Raw genomic sequence first — 20344 nt, forward strand, 5'->3', positions numbered from 1 at the left:
CCATAACAGGACTAATTTTATGAACCAGGAAAAGAAATACATTGTCGCCCTTGATCAGGGGACAACCAGCTCCCGCGCCGTAGTGCTGGATCATGATGCCAATATCATCAGTGTATCTCAGCGCGAATTCCCACAGATTTATCCAAAGGCAGGCTGGGTTGAGCATGACCCGATGGAAATCTGGGCCTCACAAAGCTCCACCTTGGTGGAAGCGCTGGCTAAAGCGGGCATCAGCGCGGACGAAGTCGCCGGTATCGGTATCACCAACCAACGTGAAACCACTATCGTCTGGGAAAAAGAAACCGGCAAACCCATCTATAACGCCATCGTCTGGCAATGCCGACGCTCGGCAGATATCTGTGAAAAACTGAAAAAAGAAGGGTTAGAGGAATATATCCGCGCCACCACCGGCCTGGTAGTGGACCCTTATTTTTCCGGTACCAAAGTGAAATGGATTCTGGACCATGTCGAAGGATCCCGTGAGCGCGCCAAACGTGGCGAGCTATTATTTGGTACGGTGGATACCTGGCTTATCTGGAAAATGACTCAAGGTCGCGTCCATGTTACTGATTACACTAACGCGTCCCGTACCATGATGTTTAATATCCATACCCTTAACTGGGACGAGAAAATGCTGCAAGCGCTGGATGTCCCTCGCGCCATGCTGCCGGAAGTCAAAGCCTCATCCGAGATCTACGGCCAAACCAACATCGGCGGTAAAGGCGGCACCCGTATTCCTATCGCCGGTATCGCTGGTGACCAGCAAGCGGCGCTATACGGCCATCTTTGCGTACAATCAGGAATGGCGAAAAACACTTATGGTACGGGTTGCTTCCTGCTGATGAATACCGGCACCGAAGCGGTGAGATCAAAACATGGTTTGTTGACGACCATCGCCTGCGGTCCGCGTGGAGAAGTGAACTACGCGTTGGAAGGTGCTGTGTTTATTGGCGGCGCTTCCATTCAGTGGCTGCGTGATGAATTGAAGCTGATCAGTGATGCTGCGGACTCAGAATACTTTGCTACCAAAGTAAAAGATACCAATGGTGTTTATGTGGTCCCGGCATTCACCGGCCTGGGCGCACCCTATTGGGATCCCTACGCTCGTGGTGCCATTTTTGGCCTGACCCGTGGCGTAAATGCCAACCATATTATCCGCGCTACACTGGAATCCATCGCCTATCAGACTCGTGACGTGCTGGATGCCATGCAGGCTGATGCCAATACCCACCTGAAATCCCTGCGTGTCGATGGTGGCGCGGTAACCAACAACTTCCTGATGCAGTTCCAGTCCGATATTCTCGGCACTCGCGTAGAACGTCCGGTTATTCGTGAAGTCACGGCATTAGGTGCAGCGTTCCTGGCAGGCCTGGCGACCGGTTTCTGGAGCGATCTGGATGAAGTGAAGAGCAAAGCCGCCATTGAGCACGAATTCCGTCCAGGTATTGAAACCGTAGAGCGTAACTATCGTTATCGCGGCTGGCAAAAAGCGGTCGAACGTGCCCGCGCCTGGGAAGACAAAGAAGAGTAAAACTGTCCGGGCGCGCTCGTCGCGCCCATTTTTCCCTTGTTCTGGTTTATTCCCGCCTTCCCTCCTGTGTTAAAATCGCCGCCCACCTCCCCTTTATTGTGTTCGATAACAGACAGGTATCCATGAAACGTGAATTAGCCATCGAGTTTTCCCGCGTCACTGAAGCGGCAGCGCTGGCAGGTTATAAATGGTTGGGCCGTGGCGACAAAAATGCCGCCGACAACGCTGCCGTACAAGCCATGCGAATTATGCTCAACCAGATCAACATCAACGGCCAGATTGTGATTGGCGAAGGCGAAATTGATGAGGCACCGATGCTCTATATCGGTGAACGGGTGGGGAGTGGGCAAGGCGACGCGGTCGATATCGCCGTCGATCCTATTGAAGGTACACGAATGACCGCGATGGGTCAGGCCAACGCGCTGGCCGTGCTGGCCGTCGGTGAAGAAGGGTCATTCCTGCATGCGCCGGACATGTACATGGAAAAGCTGATCGTCGGCCCGGAAGCCAAAGGCATTATCGATCTGAACTACCCGCTGAAAGATAATCTGCGCCGAGTGGCAGAAAAACTGAACAAACCATTGAGCCAACTGACAGTCATCATCCTGGCCAAACCGCGCCATGATGACATCATCGCTGACATGCAGCGTCTGGGTGTGAAAGTATTCGCTATTCCTGACGGTGATGTTGCTGCATCCATCTTGACGTGTATGCCAGACAGTGAAGTCGATGTGTTATATGGCATCGGTGGTGCACCGGAAGGCGTCATTTCCGCCGCGGTAATCCGGGCGCTGGGTGGCGATATGCAAGGCCGCCTGCTGGCACGTCATGACGTTAAAGGCGATACAGCAGAAAACCGCCGTATTGGTGAACAGGAGCTGGCCCGCTGCCGCCAAATGGGTATTGAAGCCGGGAAAGTCCTTCCGCTCAATGAGATGGCCCGCAATGACAACGTGATTTTTTCCGCGACAGGCATCACCAAAGGGGATTTACTGGACGGCATCTCACGGCGCGGCAATATCGCCACGACGGAAACCCTGCTGATCCGCGGTAAATCACGCACAATACGCCGCATCAGTTCCACGCATTATCTTGATCGCAAAGATCAGGCACTACACGATTTTCTGTTGTAATGCCGCCGCGCGGATTGTTTCACTGTTGTTAAAAGATGGCGTATCTTAAGTCGGGGCCATCACAACAGGTTCGGTATGAACACACATGATGCGCGTTTTTTCTTTTTGGTGTCGAGCGGATGCAAAACAGGAGCATTGAATTATGGCTGAATGGGTGACCGGAAAGGTTATTCAGGTTGAACACTGGACCGAAAATTTATTTAGCGTTCGGCTGCATGCGCCGATTGATCCTTTCACCGCCGGCCAGTTTGCAAAACTGGCGCTGGAAATCAATGATGAACGCGTACAACGTGCTTATTCCTATGTTAACGCCCCCAGCGACAACAGTCTGGAGTTCTATCTGGTCGATGTACCGGAAGGGAAACTCAGTCCTCGACTGCACCAGCTTCAACCCGGAGATGACGTTATGGTCACGAAGGAAGCGGCTGGGTTTTTCATATTGGAGGAAATTCCGCCATGCGAAACGCTATGGATGCTGGCCACCGGCACCGCTATTGGCCCATACCTCTCCATTCTGCAGGAAGGAAAAGACGTCGCGCGGTTTAAAAACATCGTACTGGTGCATGCCGCCCGCTTCGCACGTGATTTAAGCTATCTACCGCTAATGCAGCAGCTTCGGCAACACTATGGCGATAAACTGCGCATCCAGACCGTCGTCAGTCGTGAGCAAACGGAGGAGGCACTGACAGGCCGCATTCCGGCATTAATCAGCAACGGTATGTTGGAGAACGCCGTCGGGCTATCCATTGATGTCCAAACCAGCCATGTTATGCTATGTGGGAATCCACAAATGGTACGTGATACTCAGCAACTACTGAAGGATGAACGGCAGATGAGCAAGCATCTACGCCGCCGCCCCGGCCATATCACCAGCGAACACTACTGGTAATTTCAAATGGGGAAACGAGCCAGATACCGTTTCCCTGTTAACGCTCAGAAACAGAGTCGCAACGGTTTTGCTTGTGGCCCGAAGCGATTTTCTCCTGACGTACCAACGAAAGCACCGCAATCAAGTAACATCATGATGACGATCAACGTCGGCACAAAACGCCCCAGTCCCCACTGCCCCAATGCTGGTAGCATGTTCCAGTTACCATTACCCAGTAGCCAGGCCAGAATCAGCAACAACGCCCACCCACCACTTTTGTTGCGATCATGCAGCCGCTTTACCAATACCGCCGCCGTCGGCCACAATAGTGCCACCAACGCGAATGCAGCCGTTTGCGTGCTCAGCCAGCCTTGTCCAGCGACAGTAAACAACACCACAGTGAGTACCAGCCAAATGGTCACCCACAACCAGAAATCCCGTCGACCAATACGGCCACTAAATGAAAAACACCACTGCTGTAACGTCATCAGCGATCCATCCCAAACCTGTTTTTATGATCACTAGTTTACCTTAAGGAAAAGATTGGCTTGTGTTTTTTATGCGATTTTTGACAACAGCTCACGAATACCGCTTTAATCATAAATATTGTCTGCCACACACTACCCTGGTTAACGTAAAATAAGCTGGTCAATATCATTATGAAAAAAACCATCGTCGCATATTGTTTCTTCTCTGCCTGGCTCTTCATTCCAACCAGCGCTTGGTCTGTGTTGCTTTTCCAGCAAAGAATACCAACTGCAGCACCTTACCTGCTGGCTGGTGCACCAACGTTCGATATGACCATCGTTCAGTTTCGTACCCGCTATAATCTCAGCAACCCGACATTGCCCATCGGCGAATACCGGGTAGTGGATACGGGTGACAACTTACCTACCCTGACCCGTGCAGCCAGCGAAATCAACGATTACCTCTACTCCTCAACTGCACTGGAAAAAGGAACGGGGAAAATCAAAACGCTACAGATCACCTGGCTACCCAAACCGAAAGACCCCGACGAAGATGGACGTCGTAAACAGGCGATTGAGTATATGTCGGCGCTGCTGCGGACATTTGTTCCTTCGGTTACGACTGAACAGAGCATAAAAAAGGTAGAAACCTTGCTGGAGAAAGGCAAAGGTCAGCCGTTCTACCAGCAAACGGAAGGTGCTTTGCGTTATGTCGTAGCAGATAATGGTGAGAAGGGGATAACTTTCGCTGTTGAACCGATTAAGCTAACGCTACCTGAATCGTGATCGACCCAGTAATTAATGACGAAAAACAGAGCCACGACAGTGTTTCCTCTCTATACTGTCGTCAGGTTGAACTGCCAATGGCAGCCACATAAATATTGATTAACTCGCCATCCGCCTGGAGGAAAAAATGCGACATCCCTTAGTTATGGGCAACTGGAAGTTGAACGGTAGCACTAATATGGTTCACGAATTGATCGCCGCACTGCGTAACGAACTGAGTACGGTTGTCGGTTGTGGCGTTGCTATCGCCCCGCCGGCTATTTACCTGGATCAGGCTAAACATCAACTGTCCGGTAGCCGTATCGCACTGGGCGCACAGAATGTTGACGTGAACCTTTCAGGCGCGTTTACCGGCGAAACATCGGCTGACATGCTGAAAGATATCGGTGCCAAATACATCATCATCGGCCACTCGGAACGCCGGACTTATCACAAAGAAAGTGATGAATTCATTGCCAGAAAATTCGCTGTTCTGAAAGAAGCCGGACTGATCCCTGTTCTGTGTATCGGGGAAACCGAAGCAGAAAACGCAGCAGGTCAAACCGAAGCGGTGTGCGCCCGTCAGTTGGACGCCGTACTGAATACGCTGGGCGCGAAAGCGTTTGAAAATACCGTGGTTGCCTACGAACCAGTATGGGCGATCGGCACGGGTAAATCAGCGACGCCGGCACAGGCACAGGCAGTACACAAATTCATCCGCGGCCATATTGCCAAACAGGATGCAGCTATCGCTGAACAGGTTATTATTCAGTATGGCGGTTCTGTTAATGCAGCTAACGCAGCAGAACTCTTTACCCAGCCGGATATTGATGGTGCGCTGGTCGGTGGTGCATCACTGAAAGCGGATGCATTCACTGTGATTGTAAAAGCGGCAGCCGAAGCGAAAAACGTCTGAGTAATTGCTCTACGCTTCCATCCCAAGAATAGAGGCCGGCCACATGGTGACCGGCCTTTTATTGTTCTGCGATGTCATCCTGGTACAAGTGGGAATCCATTTATAATCAATGCAGTCGTTTTGGGATGAGTCCCTGTTTTCAAGGAGATGACAACGATAGGGTTGAGAAATATTTGCTGCTATCCAACCTATGTACGGGGGTCAGGAAGGCGATAATGGGAGAGATGAGTGAAGCATCCGCGCCTGGGATGGCGCGGCTTGAGCTTACAAGGAAGTACTTGCAACGATCTCCCCATTATCACCGCTATAGACACGTTGTCATCAAAATCACAATTCCTGAAAGGCGCCTTTTTACATGATGGAGATTCAACGAGTTGTCGCCGGAATCTGCTGAGTGATGCAGTGGATATTACCACCACCAAGCAAAATTTCCCGTGCCGGAACGCCACTGATCAGATAATCCGGAAACATCTGCTGTAACAGTTTATGAGCACTGCCATCAGTGCGCTCATCCAGCAACGGATAAATGATCTGACGGTTACTGATGAGAAAGTTAACGTAAGACCCAGCCAATCGTGATCCGGCATTACGCTCAATGGCATTCCCTTCGCTGACGCCCACCGTCTCTTCTTGCGTGGCATACAACGGCCCCGGTGCTGGCAACTTCCAGATTTTCAACTGACGACACTGCGCATCCCGCGCCTGAGACAACACCTGATAAGCTGCCATTGAACGGGGATACTGTGGATCATTCTCATCATCGGTCCAGTGCAGCGCCACTTCCCCCGGACGGACAAAACAGCACATATTGTCGATATGACCATCTGTCTCGTCGTTATACACACCCTCTTCCAGCCAGATAAACGTCGATACGCCCAGATAATCACGTAGCAGTTGTTCAATCTGTTCCTTATTCAGATCCGGGTTACGATTTGGGTTAAGCAGGCACTCTGCCGTGGTCAACAACGTACCTTCACCGTCAGTATGAATTGAACCGCCTTCCAGAATCAGTGGCGCGGGATAACGCGCATCATGATGATAATCCAGCACCTGTTCTGCCACTTTCTCATCCTGACACCAGTCTTCATACAGACCGCCTAGCGCCCCGCCCCAGGCGTTAAACTGCCAATCAACACCGCAGCGCTCCCCCATCGGATTAAGCACCATTGTCGGCCCCGTGTCTCGCATCCAGGCATCGTCACTTTCCATCGCCACCAATGTGATACTGGCTGGCATAATGCGTTTAGCGGCGGTCATATGGGCATGCGGCACCCCCATTATCACTGGCGTGGTCTGGGCAATCGTGGCAGCAACGGCCGCAAAAGTCTGCTGGGCCGGGATTATCGCTCCTTGAGTTCGCCAGTTATCATGGCGGTACGGCCATAACATCCAGACCGCTTCATGCGGTGCCCATTCCGCTGGCATGGAAAAACCGTCCTGATACGGCGTGGTTAGCTGAGACATTACTTATCTCCGGGTTTTACCATCAGACGTGCCGAGCACACCATACATATCCGGACGACGGTCACGGAACAACCCCCAGGTAGCGCGCATCTTCGCGATATCCTGTAGATCAAACGCGTGAACCAGTACCGCTTCATCTGTTCTGCCAGCCTGTTCGACCAACGCGCCGGTCGGATCAGCAATGAACGACGAGCCGTAGAACGTCATTTCCAGACCCGCTATATATTTACTGGCTTCGGTACCAATACGGTTAGACGCGATAACCGGAATCAGGTTAGCAGCGGCGTGACCTTGCTGAACTCGTGTCCAGTGCGGCTGGCTATCCCACTGTGGGAAAGCTGGTTCAGAGCCAATGGCCGTCGGATAGAAAATCAGTTCTGCCCCCATCAATGCCAGGCTGCGGGCGGTTTCCGGGAACCACTGATCCCAGCAGATGCCGACACCCACTTTGGCATAACGGGTTTGCCATACTTTGAAACCAGTATCGCCCGGAACAAAAAACTGCTTTTCCTGATAGGCTGGACCATTCGGAATATGGGTTTTTCGATACACATCCAGCACCGTGCCATCAGCATCGATCATCACCAACGAGTTGTAATAGGCGTTATTTGCTCGCTCGAAGAAACTCAACGGTAACACCACTTCCAGTTCAGCGGCCAGTGCGGAGAAGTGTTTGATAATGGGGCTGGTTTCCAGCTCCTGCGCCAGTGCATAATGTTCCGGACTCTGGTCAATGCAAAAGTAAGGCGCAGCAAACAGTTCCTGAATCAGGATGATTTGTGCCCCTTTGGCATGAGCCTGTCGCACCAGTTTCTCGGCATTTTCGATATTGCCGGGTAAGTCCCAGGTACAGGCCATCTGTGTTGCGGCAACGGTAACTTTTGTCATTCGGAAACCTCAATCCTATCTGTTTACATGCTGTTATTGAGCCACACCGATAATCTTGGCTCAACAAGCGACTATTAAAGTTTAGGTCAACAAATCATCCATGGTTCGGCAGAGAAGGCCTAAACGTCTTCTGCGCCGTAGTCTGGCCTTGGTTATTATGCCAGTTCATTGCGACAGATGAAGAGACTTTCACTGCCAGGCGGTACTGCACACAATATGAAATGCGCACGCCTATCCGCTGTTTTATATCCGATAGATTTCGAGATGACAGGCATATCTATAGCCAACAATAAGAAATCCCGCCTTATTAGACGGGATTCAGACTATTGACAATCATGTCATCAACCTCAAACGCTGCCTGAAAAAGACGGTACATCCAGACGAGTGGACCATTCAGGCACGAATGACGTTATCAGTACAATTTCTTGGCCGTATCCAGCCAGTCACCCTTGAACGGGCGTTTCATGTTCTCAATAGCATCAATAATATCATGATGTACCAGTTTCTCATTCTGGATACCAACACAACGGCCACCGTACCCCTGTAGCAACAGCTCAATAGAGTACGCCCCCATGCGGGAAGCCAAAATTCGGTCATAAGCCACGGGAGAACCACCACGCTGAATATGACCCAGTACCGTGGCACGGGTTTCACGACCCGTCTCCTGTTGAATATAACGGGCCAGTTCACTCACATCACACATCAGTTCGGTAATTGCCACGATGGCGTGTTTTTTCCCTTTGGCGATACCAGCCTGAATTTCGTTCACCAGATCTTCAGGTTTGAAATCCACTTCTGGCAATACGATAAACTCACAGCCACCAGCAATCGCCGCAGCCAGCGTCAGGTCACCACAGTGGCGCCCCATCACTTCCACGATAGAAATACGCTGATGGGAAGAAGACGTATCACGCAGACGGTCGATTGCCTCTACCACGGTCTCCAGTGCGGTAAAATAGCCGATGGTGTAGTCAGTGCCTGCAACGTCGTTATCAATAGTACCCGGCAAGCCAATGCAGGGGAAACCCATTTCCGTCAGGCGCTTGGCCCCCATATAGGAACCATCACCACCGATAACCACCAAGGCATCCAGATTCCGTTTCTTCATGTTTTCGATGGCAACCTGACGTACAGCTTCCTTACGGAATTCAGGAAAGCGCGCTGAACCGAGGAAAGTACCGCCGCGGTTAATCATGTCGGATACGCTGTAGCGATCCAGTTGTGCCATCCGATCTTCATACAAACCCAGATAGCCATCATAGATTCCGAACACTTCCAGACCTTCCGTTAATGCTGATCGTACGACACCACGAATGGCAGCATTCATGCCAGGTGCATCGCCACCGCTCGTCAATACTCCGATTTTTTTTATCATGACAACCTCTGGATTTGTAGATGTAAATTCGCAGATTTTTCTATCGTAAGGTTAATGGCATCAATCGACACCAGTGATAAACCCTTCATCTTTTATAAGCATATTATAACAAATGCCCGTAGCTGAATTGATTCAGGTCAGGCTTAAAGACCAATATATTCCTACTCCATATCACACTTTTACAACACTATTACGACAAGGAGATAGATTTCACGGAGCTATAGTACCCATCGTCCCCGTTGTTCATCAGGCACAACAGAAACAGGATCCTGATGAATGATAATATCGGCGCCGAGAAAACGTCGTAGCAAAGCTTGCTCTATATCGTCGGCAATCTGATGTGACTCGAGCAGTGGCAATGCATCATCCATTTCCAGATGAAGTTGAATAAACCGGGTAGGACCAGAACGGCGGGTTCTTAACTCATGACCACCAATGACCCCTGGCCATGATGACACAATACTAATAATTTCCGCGCGTTCTTCATCTGGCAATGCTCGATCCAATAATGACTGTATGGCATCGTACGCCATCCTCAATGCACTGTATAAAATATAAACGCCAATACCCAGCGCAAAAGCCGCATCTGCCCAAGTCACACCTTTCCAGCTCAAGGCCAGCGCGACCAGAATAGCACCGTTCATCAACACATCGGACTGATAGTGCAACATATCTGCCCGCACCGCCTGGCTGTACGTTCTCCTGATGACCCAACGCTGGAAGGCCACTAGCAGTAAAGTCGAGATCAGCGCAACCACGGTAACCCACATCCCGAGTTCCGGCGCATACAGCGGTTGGGGTGAAATCAGATGCTGCATACCGGTCAATAGCAGAAACAGTGCGGAACCGGAAATAAACATGCTCTGGGCCAATGCCGCCAACGACTCAGCCTTACCATGACCAAACGTATGTTCCGGATCGGCGGGTTGCAGTGAATAACGCACCACCAGCAAGTTAATGAACGAAGCAGCGATATCCATTAGGGAGTCCACCAGTGACGCCAACAAACTAACTGACCCGGTATACCACCAGGCAAAGACTTTTAGCCCAAACAACAACAACGCAGTTGCGGTTGCCAGAAAAGCCGCCATCGTGACGAGGCGTGCGTATTGAGAATTCATACCTGACTCCTGACGGAATAAGGTGCTCAGTATACTGGATTGCCGGGGGAGAAAAACCGTGAAGGTTGCTATGTTGCCCAGTGGATTGTTGACGCGAAGTAAAACACTCATGTTACTTCGCGCCTTGAACGTCACTAACTCACTTACGTAAAATCTTCTGCAATCGGCCCTGCTGCCAGCGCACCAGCCAGTTGCGCAGAAAAAACACATTAATAGCCTTTATCACCAGTAATCCTCCCCAAATCAGTAACGGCCAGAGAAACCAGTGGGTATGGGGATCGATTAGTCGATTAACTACAAATAAAACACTATTGATCACGGCAAACAAGATCAGGCTGCGCCAGAGTTTTCCTTCTTCATGCACCTGATGTTTAGCATCAAGAATTCGCTGTTCCAGCGATTCACTTTGCAGATGTCGCTCACCACTTTTTTCCATCAAATCCGCAACTCGTACCTCAAGGGCCGCGGCAATCGCGCTAAGCGTTTCCAGGCTGGCTTGCTCGCCATTCTCAATACGTTGAATGGTACGAACACTGAGGGAAGCCAGTTCAGCCAGCTGTTCCTGAGACCAGGCCCGGGAAAGACGCAATGATTTTATCGCATTCATCATAAACTCCTTTAGATATGAAACCGGGTACCAGCTTGAATCTGCATCTGGAAAAACACCACGACAGCGACCCGACAGCAACACGACACCATCCTGACAGGCAGCGGAAACAGGCTGCCATAACAGCGACACCACTCACTGTATCCTGCATATATTGACATCGAACCCGTCGGCGAGAAAAATGATTGCCCCATCAGATATAGCGCCAGAGACCCCATGAAACACAGACCATCATCACGTCTACTGATACTCGACCCACAACAACGGGTGCTGTTGTTCAGATTTAGTCATACCAGTGATGCACTGGCTGGCCAAACCTACTGGGCCACGCCAGGAGGTGCCGTGGAAGCGGGTGAGACCTTTGAGCAGGCAGCCATACGGGAATTGCAGGAGGAAACTGGCATCATTATTCAGGATCCCGGCGGTTGTATCGCGACACGGACATTCCCCATGGTACTGTCCAGCGGTGAGCAAGTAATAGCGGATGAGCGATTTTTCATCGTTTACACCGCTGATAACACGCTGAGGGATGACCAATGGAGTGAGCACGAAAAACACGTTATCACCCAGCACAAATGGTGGTCACTGGATGAACTGGGTCAGACGACAAAAACCGTTTTTCCGCAAGAGATTGTCTCTATGCTCAGCCAGCACGGCTCCACCTAAGAAAACCGGCCCTCCAAGTATTACTCACTCATATTTTATAGCGTTATCCAGGCATGACGGCACCTAATACGAGTGATAACGCGATGGCCGCTTCCATCAATAATTGCTGGCTGTAGGTATCGGCAGGATCGAACCGGCTGGTAGGTCCGGAGATACTCAATGCCCCCGCTAACTGGTTATCATGTTTGAATACCGGCGCGGAGATAGACGCTGTGAGATAGGTAGTCGATGCCTGACGGTTAGCCCCTGCACCGGTGGACGTAAACAAACCGGCGGGAAATGACCATTTCGCCGGCATACCCTGTTCAAAGGTGCGTAAAACATGCGCGGCAGAAGTATCATCCATCGGCAGCATCGTGCCGACCGGCACACTGGATTTTATATGCTGCGGCGAATCTTTACGCAGCAAACACAAACGGTGGTCACCATCACGGACAAAGAAAGTGCTGCTTTCCAATGTGGCGTCAGTGAGCTTATCCAACACGGGTAACACGTGCTCACGCAGATTAAATGTGCGCTCATATGTACAACCGAGCTGATAAGCGCGGGAACCGAGCTCATAGCTGCCATCCACTCGCTTTAACACATAGCGTTCAGCTTCCAGTGAGAGCATATAACGGAGGATCACGCTCTTGAACAATCCGGTTTGCGCTTCCAGCTCACTCAGCGTAATGCCGCCTGAGTGATGAATAAATGCATCGAGAATGGCCAACGTCCGTTTGACGGCCTTGACCGAGCGATCAACATCAGTGGTTTTTTGCCTGGACATACCTACCCGCAAAATTAGCAAAAGAAGTAATGTACAAGGATTAGCAGACCCTGCCAATCAAGCGGCCACCCTTAAAATAAGCCACCGTATTATCCAGCATCCGTTGCTGTTGAGCATCCTGCGCAGAATGCGTATTGGCCGCAACGTGAGGTGTGAGAATAATATTCTCCACCGATTGCAAACGGGTAGAGATTTCGGGTTCAAATTCATACACATCCAACGCGGCGCCAGCAATCCGCCGGTTCTCCAGCGCATCACACAGCGCCGCCTCATCAATCAGCATTCCTCGAGCGATATTGACCAGATGCCCTTGCGGCCCCAGCGCATTCAGAACCTGGGTATCCACAATATGGTAGTTTTGTGTAGTGCCACGCGCAGCGAGCACCAGGACATCCGCCCATTCGGCCAGTTGTAAAAGATTCTCCAGAAAGCGATATGACACCACTTTCTGAGTACGGCTATGATAGCCAATCTCCATATTGAACGCCTGCGCCCGTTGAGCGATTTGTAAACCGATTTCGCCTAAACCATAGATCCCCAATCGATGGCCTTCCAACCCGGGGACCGACGGATAACGTTCAACACTGTTTCCTTTCCATTGGCCGCTACGTAAGAAACGTTCACTGGTTAAAATCTGTCGGGTACTGCTCAGAATCAACCCCAATGCAAATTCAGCAACACTGCTGGCGTTGGTGCCGGCGGCATTGGTTAGCGCAATCCCCTTTTGTTTCAGATACTCGCTATCAACGAACTCGATGCCAGAACCATAACAACTCACCAAACGCAGACCAGGCAACGCATCTACCAGGGCCTTTTCCGTAGGAATGCCGCTCATGGTCAGCAACACCTCTGCTGATTCGGCACCAGCGGGAAGATCTTGCCCGTCGAGACGGGTCAACGGACCAATCAGGTGAAAATGCTCACGCAATTGCTGAACCAGACGGGGGGGAAGCATACGGGCCATCAATACGGTTTTTTTCATCATCGTCTCGCTCATCGGTTGTAACTCCTGCTGGTGTGTTTCCATTTTGTAGCTCCCCACTGTCCGCCTAATACCACCACCAACATGAAGGCCATCAACAGAAAAGTCGACATGATATTTGTGACAGAAGCCATCATTCCTACCAGTAAGTTCCCCAGCGGCATGGTGCCCTGGAATGACATACCATATAGACCGACCACCGCTCCGCGCAGCTCCGACGGGCTGTGATGCTGCAACGTTGAGTTAATCATGGTCGAGAAAAATGTCAGCGACAAACCCAGCAGCAGGAAGCACAGGCTGGTCAACACGGGAAGGTGAGAGAACGCAATCCCCGTCAGCGCCAACACGCAACACCAGGGAGCAACACTCAGCCACTGCAATAGGCACTGATGGGAAACCCTGGTGGAGATCAACAGTGCCGAACAGAGCGAACCAATCCCGGCACTGCTGAAAAACCAGCCAGTGTAACGGGTGGTATCATGAAACCCTTGAGCAGCCAGCACCGGAATCAATGACTGATATGAGCCGGCAAATATACCAACAACCGCCAGCATCGGCAGGAAACGCACGGCAAAACTATCCTGCATGACGTAGCGGATCGCATTGCGCATGCCGCCCGCTTTGCGGTTTTTATAATCCGGCTCAACGACCTGTATCCTCCTGACAGCAAAAAACATGGTCATCAACCCGCACAGTGAAATAACAAACCCCCCCGCAGCACCCACCTGATTAAAGCTGTAAGCCGCTATCGCCGGGCCAAACATCCTGCCGATATTAAATACCATCGTATTCATCGCCACAGCGTTATACATCAATGATTTATCGTGGAGACTACTGGTCAGTAGTAATTGACGGGTCGGGAGCTCCATGGAAGAAATGCACCCGGCAACACCGGCAATCAGTAAGATAAATGTTGGGCTGATGAAATGAAGCGTCACGCTGGTTAACAGCAGTGTCGAGATAATCATGGAGAGAAACAGGATCCTCATCATGATGACCTTGACGCGCGTAGGGGTCAGACGGCTGCCAAACAGCAACGGAACAATCAACGCTGGGCAATAAAGCAAGAAATTGAGCACCCCCAGCATCCACGCGGCATGGGTCATTTGCCACAACAACAGATTCAACGTCACGTTCTGCGTCCACAACCCCAGGATGGAGGCGGCCTGCCCCATTAAATACCGGCGTGTCATCGGCTCTCTGAATACTGGGAAAGTACGAATCAGCGTCATTTCACGTCCTTGAACATCGCCACAATATGCACACATAAAGAATGAAAAAGAGATCCTTCCCGAAATGAACGAAGGAGCCGCCATGCAGTGGCCATGGCACCCACCAGGCCGCGTCAGAGATCTTATACAAGACGCTGACAAAAGCGCTGAATCCGCTGGCACGCCTCCTCAAGCTGCGCCATCGAAGCCGCGTAAGAGAGACGAAAATTAGGTGCCAGACCAAATGCGCCACCGTGCACCAGCGCCACGCCTTCACTGGACAGCAGTGCTTCGGTAAAGTCCTGATCGCTGTGGAGCACACGTCCTTCCGGGGTGGTTTTCTGCAACGTACCGGCACAGGACGGATAAACATAAAACGCGCCCTGAGGCACCTGACAATTAATTCCTGGCGCCGCATTCAGAGCGGCAACGACATAGTTGCGGCGCATGATGAAACTGGACTTCCAGTCGGCAAAGAACGCCTGTGACCCCGTCAGCGCAGCCACCGCGGCCCATTGTGAAATAGAAGAGACGCCAGATGTGGTTTGTCCCTGAATCGTCTCCATGGCGTTGATAAGCCACGCCGGGGCGGCACCGTAGCCGACGCGCCACCCGGTCATGGCATAAGCTTTTGATACTCCGTTGATCACCAGTGAGCGTTCAATTAATGCTGGTTCGACCTGGGGAAAGGTATAGAACGTGCAATCGTCGTAGACCAGTTTTTCATAGATATCGTCACACATGACCCAGACATGGGGATGGCGCAGCAGGACATCCGCCAGCGCACGCAGTTCCTGATAGGTATATACCGCCCCGGAAGGATTCGAAGGTGAATTAAACATCAGCCATTTGGTTTTTGGCGTAATCGCCGCCTCAAGCGCGTCGGCGGTTAGCTTGAATCCCTGTCGTTCACTGACGGGGACCGTCACCGGCGTACCACCACTGAGCGACACCATTTCCGGATAGGAAACCCAATAAGGCGCGGGGATAATCACTTCGTCGCCTGGATTTAACGTCGCCATCAGTGCGTTGGAGATAATCTGCTTGGCACCGTTGGAAACGATGATCTGTTTGATGCCATAGGCCAGTTGGTTGTCCTGTTTGAATTTGGCGACTACCGCCTCGCGCAGTGCCGGAATGCCGGCTATTGGTGGGTATTTTGTCTCACCACGGTCCATCGCCTGTAACGCCGCCTGCTTGATATGCTGCGGCGTGTCAAAATCCGGTTCCCCGGAGCTTAGCGCGATGACATCCCGCCCCTGCGCTTTCAGATCGCGGGCTAACTGGCTAACAGCATTGCTGGCTGAAGGTTTGATACGTGTGAGTACATCAGATGTCATGCTCATGCTTACAATTCCTGTCAATGGCGGATATCAGCGACAAATTTTTGTGCGCGGGGATGTTGGGGTTGATAGAAAAAAGCTTCAGGCGTAGCCCGTTCGATGATTTCACCGCGATCCATAAATAACACGCGGTCGGCAACGTCTTTAGCAAAGCCCATTTCATGGGTCACACACACCATGGTCATGCCTTCCCTGCCCAGTTGCTGCATAACCTGCAACACCTCGCCGACCATCTCCGGGTCGAGGGCGCTGGTTGGCTCGTCGAACAACATCACCGGGGGTTTCATCGCCAACGCCCGTGCGATGGCAACCCGCTGCTGCTGACCACCGGAAAGCTGATGGGGATAGGCGCTCAATTTCATCGACAATCCGACTTTCTCCAGCAAAGCCATCGACACCTCATCCGCGTCGCGTTTATCACTTTTACGCACCCGGCGCTGTGCCAGCGTGACGTTCTGTAATACCGTCAGATTGGGGAATAAATTAAATTGCTGGAAAACAAAACCGATGTTGCTACGAAACTGATTCAGATCGATATCACTGGCACGGCTGTCGATACCATCCACCAGAATGCGTCCGTTCTGGATCTCTTCCAGTCGGTTGATGGTACGGATCAAGGTCGATTTGCCTGATCCTGACGGCCCACAAACTACGACCACTTCTCCGCGAGCTACTTCTTCAGAAACGTTATTCAGCACTTTATTCGGCCCATACCATTTCTCAACGTTTTCTATTTTCAACATGTCGAGTCTCCTATATTTTCAGTTGTCGTTTGCGCTGAATAATGTTTTCCAGATAGCCGACCAATTGCGTCAATGAAAAGCAGATAATGAAATAGATAATCGCCAAAATGCCAAAGACCTGTAATGGTTTGGTTAATTCGATGGTATTAATCTGATAAGCGGAATATGTCAGTTCTGCGACACCAATAACATATCCCAATGACGTATTCTTAATCAGGTTAATAAATTGATTAAGAATACTGGGAATCATGGTAAATAGTGCTTGCGGCAATATAACCTCTGCAAGAGCACGTGAATAACTAATCCCTAATGTTCTTGCGGCTTCAATTTGTCCAACAGGAATTGATTTTATTCCCGCTCTGATAACTTCACCTAAAAAAGCCGTTTCATAGATAATTAATGCCACAGTCAGCGTCATAACACCTGAAATTGAGTGTCCGGAAAGCAGAGGCACAGCAAAATAGGACCAGAACACCAACATCAACACCGGCAATCCACGAATAACACTGGAAAATATAGTCGCAGGGATAAAGAGAACCTTATATTTGCTGGTTCTGGCAATGCCGACCAATATTGCCAGCGGAAACGCGCAAACCAAACCGCTGAGTGCAATAAGCAGTGTCAAAGCCAACCCGCCGATCGGCCCATCCGGATAAGCGCCTACCAGAAGTAAATCACGGTAATTCATTACGATAGCTATCATGTCACTCATACTATTGGCTCCTGGTCCGGTACACTAAACGGTCACAGGTAAAGCCCACACTGACAATCAGCAGCGAACCCAGTAAGTAGATGACAGAGACGATGGCGAAGGCATCAAAGGTTCTGAAGGTTTCATTTTCAATCTGTTTCGCAGCATAGGTCAGTTCTGCCACGCTGATCGCCATTGCCAGACTGGTTGATTTATACAATGCCAGCGATTGGCTGATTAATGGCGGAATAGAAATACGGATTGATTGCGGTAAAATAACATCCCGCATAGCCTGAGGGAAAGTCAGGCCCAAAGCCCGGCATGCCTCCATTTGACCCTTCGCGACCGCACGTAAACCACTACGCAAATCTTCAGACATAAATGCAGCGGTATTCAACGTCAGTGCGATATAGGCAAAAAGAAATTCACTGCCGTGCTGATTAACCCATTCTGACAAGGTATAAGGTAATACGGCGGATAAACCGAAATACCATAATAAAAGCTGAACCAGTGCCGGAACATTACGATGATATTCAACATAAATAGCAACGAACCATCTTAAAGGCGTAATACCAGAAATACGCATAGCCGCCAAAAACAGCGCCAAAATAAAACCGGAGACCAAACATAAAATAAACAGAGTCAGTGTAGTTTCCAGGCCAGTTATCAACCATTGCAGATAAACACCCTGCAATAGTGAAAAGGGATCAAAATTCGTCATACGACTCGACTCCTCGGCGTATTGAAAAGCCAGGAAATAGATTCAGTGCCACATCCATTTATGGTGGATGTGGCCTACCATTTCACGATCATTTTTCCCACATTATTCGGTACTGAGTTTCACTTTTTCAATAGGCTCAAGTTTGTGATCCCGTTTTACGTTATAAACGGTTTGCGGCCCCAGCCATTTATTCCAGATAGTTTCCAGTTCCCCGTCCTGCTCCATTTTTTCCAGCGTGCTGTTTACTGCCGCCAGAAATTCTGGTTCACCTTTTTTAATACCCAGTGCATTAGGTTCCCAGCCGATAGGCTGATCAATAAAAGCAAAATCGCCTTTACCTGCCTGCAGATAACGCATACCCGATGTCTGGGCAAACGCCAGACCACTCACCTTATGCTGCTGCAACGCCAGGAATCCGGAAGGCGAATCATGATAGGTAACGATCTGTATTTTCGGGAAAGATTTACGCAGCCAGTACTCTGAGCTGGAACCAGACGTCATCCCGACACGTTTACCATTTAAGTCAGCCAGCGAGCTGTACCCAGCCGCAACAGGAACCAAAATTTTCAACGGCACCTGAAAATGCGAATCAGTAAATTCAATCTGTTTAGCGCGTTCGGGAGTGTATCCCAGCGCAGCAGAAAGAATATCAACACGTCCAATCTGTAATTCCGGGATACGTGCTTCGACAGAAAGGCTTTTTTGCACCATCCGGACACCCAGGTGATCCGCCAGCGCCTGACAAATATCCACATCGAACCCGATGATTTTACGCGTTTTTGGATCGACAAAACCTAACGGTTCCGTGGTGGAAAGTGTGCCGCAGACCATTTCACCCCGTGCCTTAATCTCCTGAAGTTGATTCGCAGAAACCGAATTAGCCATGCTGAGCAAGCCAAATAGTGAACCAGCCAGTATGCCAATGTTGATTTTTCTTTGCAGAGTACAACTTGTTTCTTGTTTAGCCACCGACTAATCCTCCCAAGTGTGAATTGAAAATGAAACGACGTTAACAACAGACATTTGATTGAATATTTTATTTTCATAATGTCATTATGATTTTAAGAATGCATAACGAATGCCAAAATATGGATAAGTTGAGAAAGTAAAACAAGAAATGGAATAAATATTTATATATCAGTTAGATAATGAAGACTAAACGCAACAACAGGTATGAAGAATATGCCCGTGACGCCCCTGACGACATTAACATCAGGTGTTCAGTAGTGTGATCTGTCGCACCGTTTTGGTGAGAAATTGCTCCACAGAAGGGAAAACAAAACGCACCACTTCAATAGCCTATGTTTAGTTTTCGAACCAAAAAAAAAAGCCCTCCATCAAGGAGGGCGAAAAGACAGGGATGGTGTCTATGGCAAGGAAAACAAGTACATCTTTTACACACTACTACTCTCGGCACTACTCACTACCAGGAAATAACTCATTACTGAAAACACTATTTAGACAAACTGAAATTCTGAGCATTCTGGTTCATCATCGACATTTGTTGCTGTATTTTCTGCATATACTGCTGATGTTCCTGATCCAGAGTCTCCTTCTGCTCGGGTGTCAGCAGGTTGTACATTTGGTTGCACACCCTGGCAATTTCTACGCGGCGCGCTATCTGCATATGAACCATTTTGCTCACTAACGCCTTGACAGCAGACGTATCAAAATTTTTCGCTACCACCAATCGGTGCATATCTTCCATATCGCCGACATCGTAAGAAGGTGTGCCATGACGAACTTGCTGCATCAAATCACGCATTTGCTGGCGCTGATGTTCCGTCAACGTCACACCATCAAACATGCTTTGCTGACTCTGGTCACATTTCATGGCAGATTCATCGTAATGCCAGTCGCCCATTGGGAGACTTTCAGCGGCTGCCGTCACGATGATGCCGGACCCCAACATCAGCAACGAAGCAAGTGATAATGTGGCTACGCGTCGCATCAATGACTCCTCAGTGTGGTGGTGGCTCAGTGCGTTAATGAGTTCAGTCTAATCGCCTTGCTGCAAACATGCGTCAGACGGTGTAAAACTACGTAAAGTCATGGAATAGCGGCTATCTATGACGTATTTTGC

Annotated in this window: 21 protein-coding genes; 6 read left to right on the forward strand and 15 right to left on the reverse strand. The window is 50.1% G+C overall.

Annotation, left to right across the window (positions count from 1 at the left end):
- Window positions 1–19 precede the first annotated feature (19 nt).
- From glpK to fpr, 3 genes are all read left to right on the forward strand, one after another.
- Entirely contained in the window at window positions 20–1531 is a 1512-nt protein-coding gene (glpK, locus tag PCO85_21935) for a glycerol kinase GlpK (protein ID WJV53752.1), read from the forward strand.
- 122 nt (window positions 1532–1653) lie between these two features.
- Entirely contained in the window at window positions 1654–2664 is a 1011-nt protein-coding gene (gene glpX, locus PCO85_21940; protein WJV53753.1) for a class II fructose-bisphosphatase, read from the forward strand.
- 142 nt (window positions 2665–2806) lie between these two features.
- Entirely contained in the window at window positions 2807–3553 is a 747-nt protein-coding gene (gene fpr, locus PCO85_21945) for a ferredoxin--NADP(+) reductase (GenBank protein ID WJV53754.1), read from the forward strand.
- 44 nt (window positions 3554–3597) lie between these two features.
- Here fpr and PCO85_21950 read toward each other — a convergent pair whose 3' ends face one another.
- Window positions 3598–4020, reverse strand: coding sequence for a DUF805 domain-containing protein (locus PCO85_21950; GenBank protein ID WJV53755.1), 423 nt, complete (start codon window positions 4018–4020; stop codon window positions 3598–3600).
- Window positions 4021–4191: 171 nt separating this feature from the next.
- Between PCO85_21950 and PCO85_21955 the strand changes: the two genes are divergently transcribed.
- Both PCO85_21955 and tpiA read left to right on the forward strand, forming a co-directional pair.
- On the forward strand, window positions 4192–4785 hold the full coding sequence (locus PCO85_21955) for a DUF1454 family protein (GenBank protein ID WJV53756.1): 594 nt from the start codon (window positions 4192–4194) through the stop codon (window positions 4783–4785).
- Window positions 4786–4912: 127 nt separating this feature from the next.
- A complete protein-coding gene (gene tpiA / locus PCO85_21960) occupies window positions 4913–5680 on the forward strand; it encodes a triose-phosphate isomerase (GenBank protein ID WJV53757.1) in 768 nt (255 codons plus the stop codon).
- A 366-nt stretch (window positions 5681–6046) separates the two neighbouring features.
- Here tpiA and aguA read toward each other — a convergent pair whose 3' ends face one another.
- The 5 genes from aguA to PCO85_21985 form a co-directional block, all read right to left on the reverse strand.
- Window positions 6047–7144 (reverse strand): agmatine deiminase, encoded by a 1098-nt coding sequence (gene aguA, locus PCO85_21965; protein WJV53758.1) that lies wholly within the window; start codon window positions 7142–7144, stop codon window positions 6047–6049.
- Window positions 7145–7147: 3 nt separating this feature from the next.
- Window positions 7148–8032: an N-carbamoylputrescine amidase gene (aguB, locus tag PCO85_21970; protein ID WJV53759.1), complete on the reverse strand. Its 885-nt coding sequence runs from the start codon at window positions 8030–8032 to the stop codon at window positions 7148–7150.
- Window positions 8033–8444: 412 nt separating this feature from the next.
- On the reverse strand, window positions 8445–9407 hold the full coding sequence (gene pfkA / locus PCO85_21975; GenBank protein WJV53760.1) for a 6-phosphofructokinase: 963 nt from the start codon (window positions 9405–9407) through the stop codon (window positions 8445–8447).
- A gap of 218 nt (window positions 9408–9625) precedes the next feature.
- The gene (fieF, locus tag PCO85_21980; protein ID WJV56174.1) at window positions 9626–10528 is read right to left on the reverse strand and encodes a CDF family cation-efflux transporter FieF; all 903 of its coding nucleotides are present in this window, start codon (window positions 10526–10528) and stop codon (window positions 9626–9628) included.
- A gap of 139 nt (window positions 10529–10667) precedes the next feature.
- Window positions 10668–11135 (reverse strand): 2TM domain-containing protein, encoded by a 468-nt coding sequence (locus PCO85_21985; GenBank protein WJV56175.1) that lies wholly within the window; start codon window positions 11133–11135, stop codon window positions 10668–10670.
- Between the two features lie 216 nt (window positions 11136–11351).
- Here PCO85_21985 and PCO85_21990 point away from each other — a divergent pair, with 216 nt between their 5' ends.
- The gene (locus PCO85_21990; protein WJV53761.1) at window positions 11352–11801 is read left to right on the forward strand and encodes an NUDIX domain-containing protein; all 450 of its coding nucleotides are present in this window, start codon (window positions 11352–11354) and stop codon (window positions 11799–11801) included.
- A 43-nt stretch (window positions 11802–11844) separates the two neighbouring features.
- On the opposite strand, the gene PCO85_21995 is transcribed toward PCO85_21990, so the two are convergent.
- The 9 genes from PCO85_21995 to cpxP all read right to left on the reverse strand — a co-directional run bounded on the left by PCO85_21995 (window position 11845) and on the right by cpxP (window position 20212).
- Window positions 11845–12570, reverse strand: coding sequence for an IclR family transcriptional regulator (locus tag PCO85_21995; protein WJV53762.1), 726 nt, complete (start codon window positions 12568–12570; stop codon window positions 11845–11847).
- A gap of 40 nt (window positions 12571–12610) precedes the next feature.
- Window positions 12611–13597 carry a 2-hydroxyacid dehydrogenase gene (locus PCO85_22000; protein ID WJV53763.1) on the reverse strand — a complete coding sequence of 329 codons (987 nt, stop codon included), beginning with the start codon at window positions 13595–13597 and terminating at the stop codon, window positions 12611–12613.
- On the reverse strand, window positions 13564–14784 hold the full coding sequence (locus tag PCO85_22005) for an MFS transporter (GenBank protein ID WJV53764.1): 1221 nt from the start codon (window positions 14782–14784) through the stop codon (window positions 13564–13566). The genes PCO85_22000 and PCO85_22005 overlap by 34 nt, the downstream gene beginning before the upstream one ends.
- A 122-nt stretch (window positions 14785–14906) precedes the next feature.
- On the reverse strand, window positions 14907–16109 hold the full coding sequence (locus PCO85_22010; GenBank protein WJV53765.1) for a pyridoxal phosphate-dependent aminotransferase: 1203 nt from the start codon (window positions 16107–16109) through the stop codon (window positions 14907–14909).
- 14 nt (window positions 16110–16123) lie between these two features.
- Window positions 16124–16849, reverse strand: a complete 726-nt coding sequence (locus PCO85_22015) for an amino acid ABC transporter ATP-binding protein (GenBank protein WJV53766.1) — start codon at window positions 16847–16849, stop codon at window positions 16124–16126.
- Between the two features lie 10 nt (window positions 16850–16859).
- Window positions 16860–17561, reverse strand: a complete 702-nt coding sequence (locus PCO85_22020; GenBank protein WJV53767.1) for an amino acid ABC transporter permease — start codon at window positions 17559–17561, stop codon at window positions 16860–16862.
- Window position 17562: 1 nt separating this feature from the next.
- Complete coding sequence (locus PCO85_22025; protein WJV53768.1) at window positions 17563–18261, reverse strand: amino acid ABC transporter permease; 699 nt, start codon at window positions 18259–18261, stop codon at window positions 17563–17565.
- Window positions 18262–18363: 102 nt separating this feature from the next.
- Window positions 18364–19230, reverse strand: coding sequence for an ABC transporter substrate-binding protein (locus tag PCO85_22030; protein ID WJV53769.1), 867 nt, complete (start codon window positions 19228–19230; stop codon window positions 18364–18366).
- Window positions 19231–19714: 484 nt separating this feature from the next.
- Window positions 19715–20212 carry a cell-envelope stress modulator CpxP gene (cpxP, locus tag PCO85_22035; GenBank protein ID WJV53770.1) on the reverse strand — a complete coding sequence of 166 codons (498 nt, stop codon included), beginning with the start codon at window positions 20210–20212 and terminating at the stop codon, window positions 19715–19717.
- Window positions 20213–20344 lie beyond the last annotated feature (132 nt).

Origin of the sequence: Prodigiosinella aquatilis (genome assembly GCA_030388725.1) — a bacterium.
Taxonomy (GTDB): domain Bacteria; phylum Pseudomonadota; class Gammaproteobacteria; order Enterobacterales; family Enterobacteriaceae; genus Prodigiosinella; species Prodigiosinella aquatilis.

Excerpts from the sequence above, each read along its gene's own strand:
- PCO85_21955 (WJV53756.1), top strand. The coding sequence starts at position 4,192 with ATGAAAAAAACCATCGTCGCATATTGTTTCTTCTCTGCCTGGCTCTTC.
- PCO85_22025 (WJV53768.1), bottom strand. The coding sequence starts at position 18,261 with ATGACGAATTTTGATCCCTTTTCACTATTGCAGGGTGTTTATCTGCAA.
- PCO85_21995 (WJV53762.1), bottom strand. The coding sequence starts at position 12,570 with ATGTCCAGGCAAAAAACCACTGATGTTGATCGCTCGGTCAAGGCCGTC.
- pfkA (WJV53760.1), bottom strand. The coding sequence starts at position 9,407 with ATGATAAAAAAAATCGGAGTATTGACGAGCGGTGGCGATGCACCTGGC.
- fpr (WJV53754.1), top strand. The coding sequence starts at position 2,807 with ATGGCTGAATGGGTGACCGGAAAGGTTATTCAGGTTGAACACTGGACC.
- glpK (WJV53752.1), top strand. The coding sequence starts at position 20 with ATGAACCAGGAAAAGAAATACATTGTCGCCCTTGATCAGGGGACAACC.
- fieF (WJV56174.1), bottom strand. The coding sequence starts at position 10,528 with ATGAATTCTCAATACGCACGCCTCGTCACGATGGCGGCTTTTCTGGCA.
- aguB (WJV53759.1), bottom strand. The coding sequence starts at position 8,032 with ATGACAAAAGTTACCGTTGCCGCAACACAGATGGCCTGTACCTGGGAC.
- PCO85_21985 (WJV56175.1), bottom strand. The coding sequence starts at position 11,135 with ATGAATGCGATAAAATCATTGCGTCTTTCCCGGGCCTGGTCTCAGGAA.
- tpiA (WJV53757.1), top strand. The coding sequence starts at position 4,913 with ATGCGACATCCCTTAGTTATGGGCAACTGGAAGTTGAACGGTAGCACT.
- PCO85_22000 (WJV53763.1), bottom strand. The coding sequence starts at position 13,597 with ATGGAAACACACCAGCAGGAGTTACAACCGATGAGCGAGACGATGATG.
- PCO85_22005 (WJV53764.1), bottom strand. The coding sequence starts at position 14,784 with ATGACGCTGATTCGTACTTTCCCAGTATTCAGAGAGCCGATGACACGC.
- PCO85_22015 (WJV53766.1), bottom strand. The coding sequence starts at position 16,849 with ATGTTGAAAATAGAAAACGTTGAGAAATGGTATGGGCCGAATAAAGTG.
- PCO85_22020 (WJV53767.1), bottom strand. The coding sequence starts at position 17,561 with ATGAGTGACATGATAGCTATCGTAATGAATTACCGTGATTTACTTCTG.
- cpxP (WJV53770.1), bottom strand. The coding sequence starts at position 20,212 with ATGCGACGCGTAGCCACATTATCACTTGCTTCGTTGCTGATGTTGGGG.
- aguA (WJV53758.1), bottom strand. The coding sequence starts at position 7,144 with ATGTCTCAGCTAACCACGCCGTATCAGGACGGTTTTTCCATGCCAGCG.
- PCO85_21950 (WJV53755.1), bottom strand. The coding sequence starts at position 4,020 with ATGACGTTACAGCAGTGGTGTTTTTCATTTAGTGGCCGTATTGGTCGA.
- PCO85_21990 (WJV53761.1), top strand. The coding sequence starts at position 11,352 with ATGAAACACAGACCATCATCACGTCTACTGATACTCGACCCACAACAA.
- PCO85_22010 (WJV53765.1), bottom strand. The coding sequence starts at position 16,109 with ATGAGCATGACATCTGATGTACTCACACGTATCAAACCTTCAGCCAGC.
- glpX (WJV53753.1), top strand. The coding sequence starts at position 1,654 with ATGAAACGTGAATTAGCCATCGAGTTTTCCCGCGTCACTGAAGCGGCA.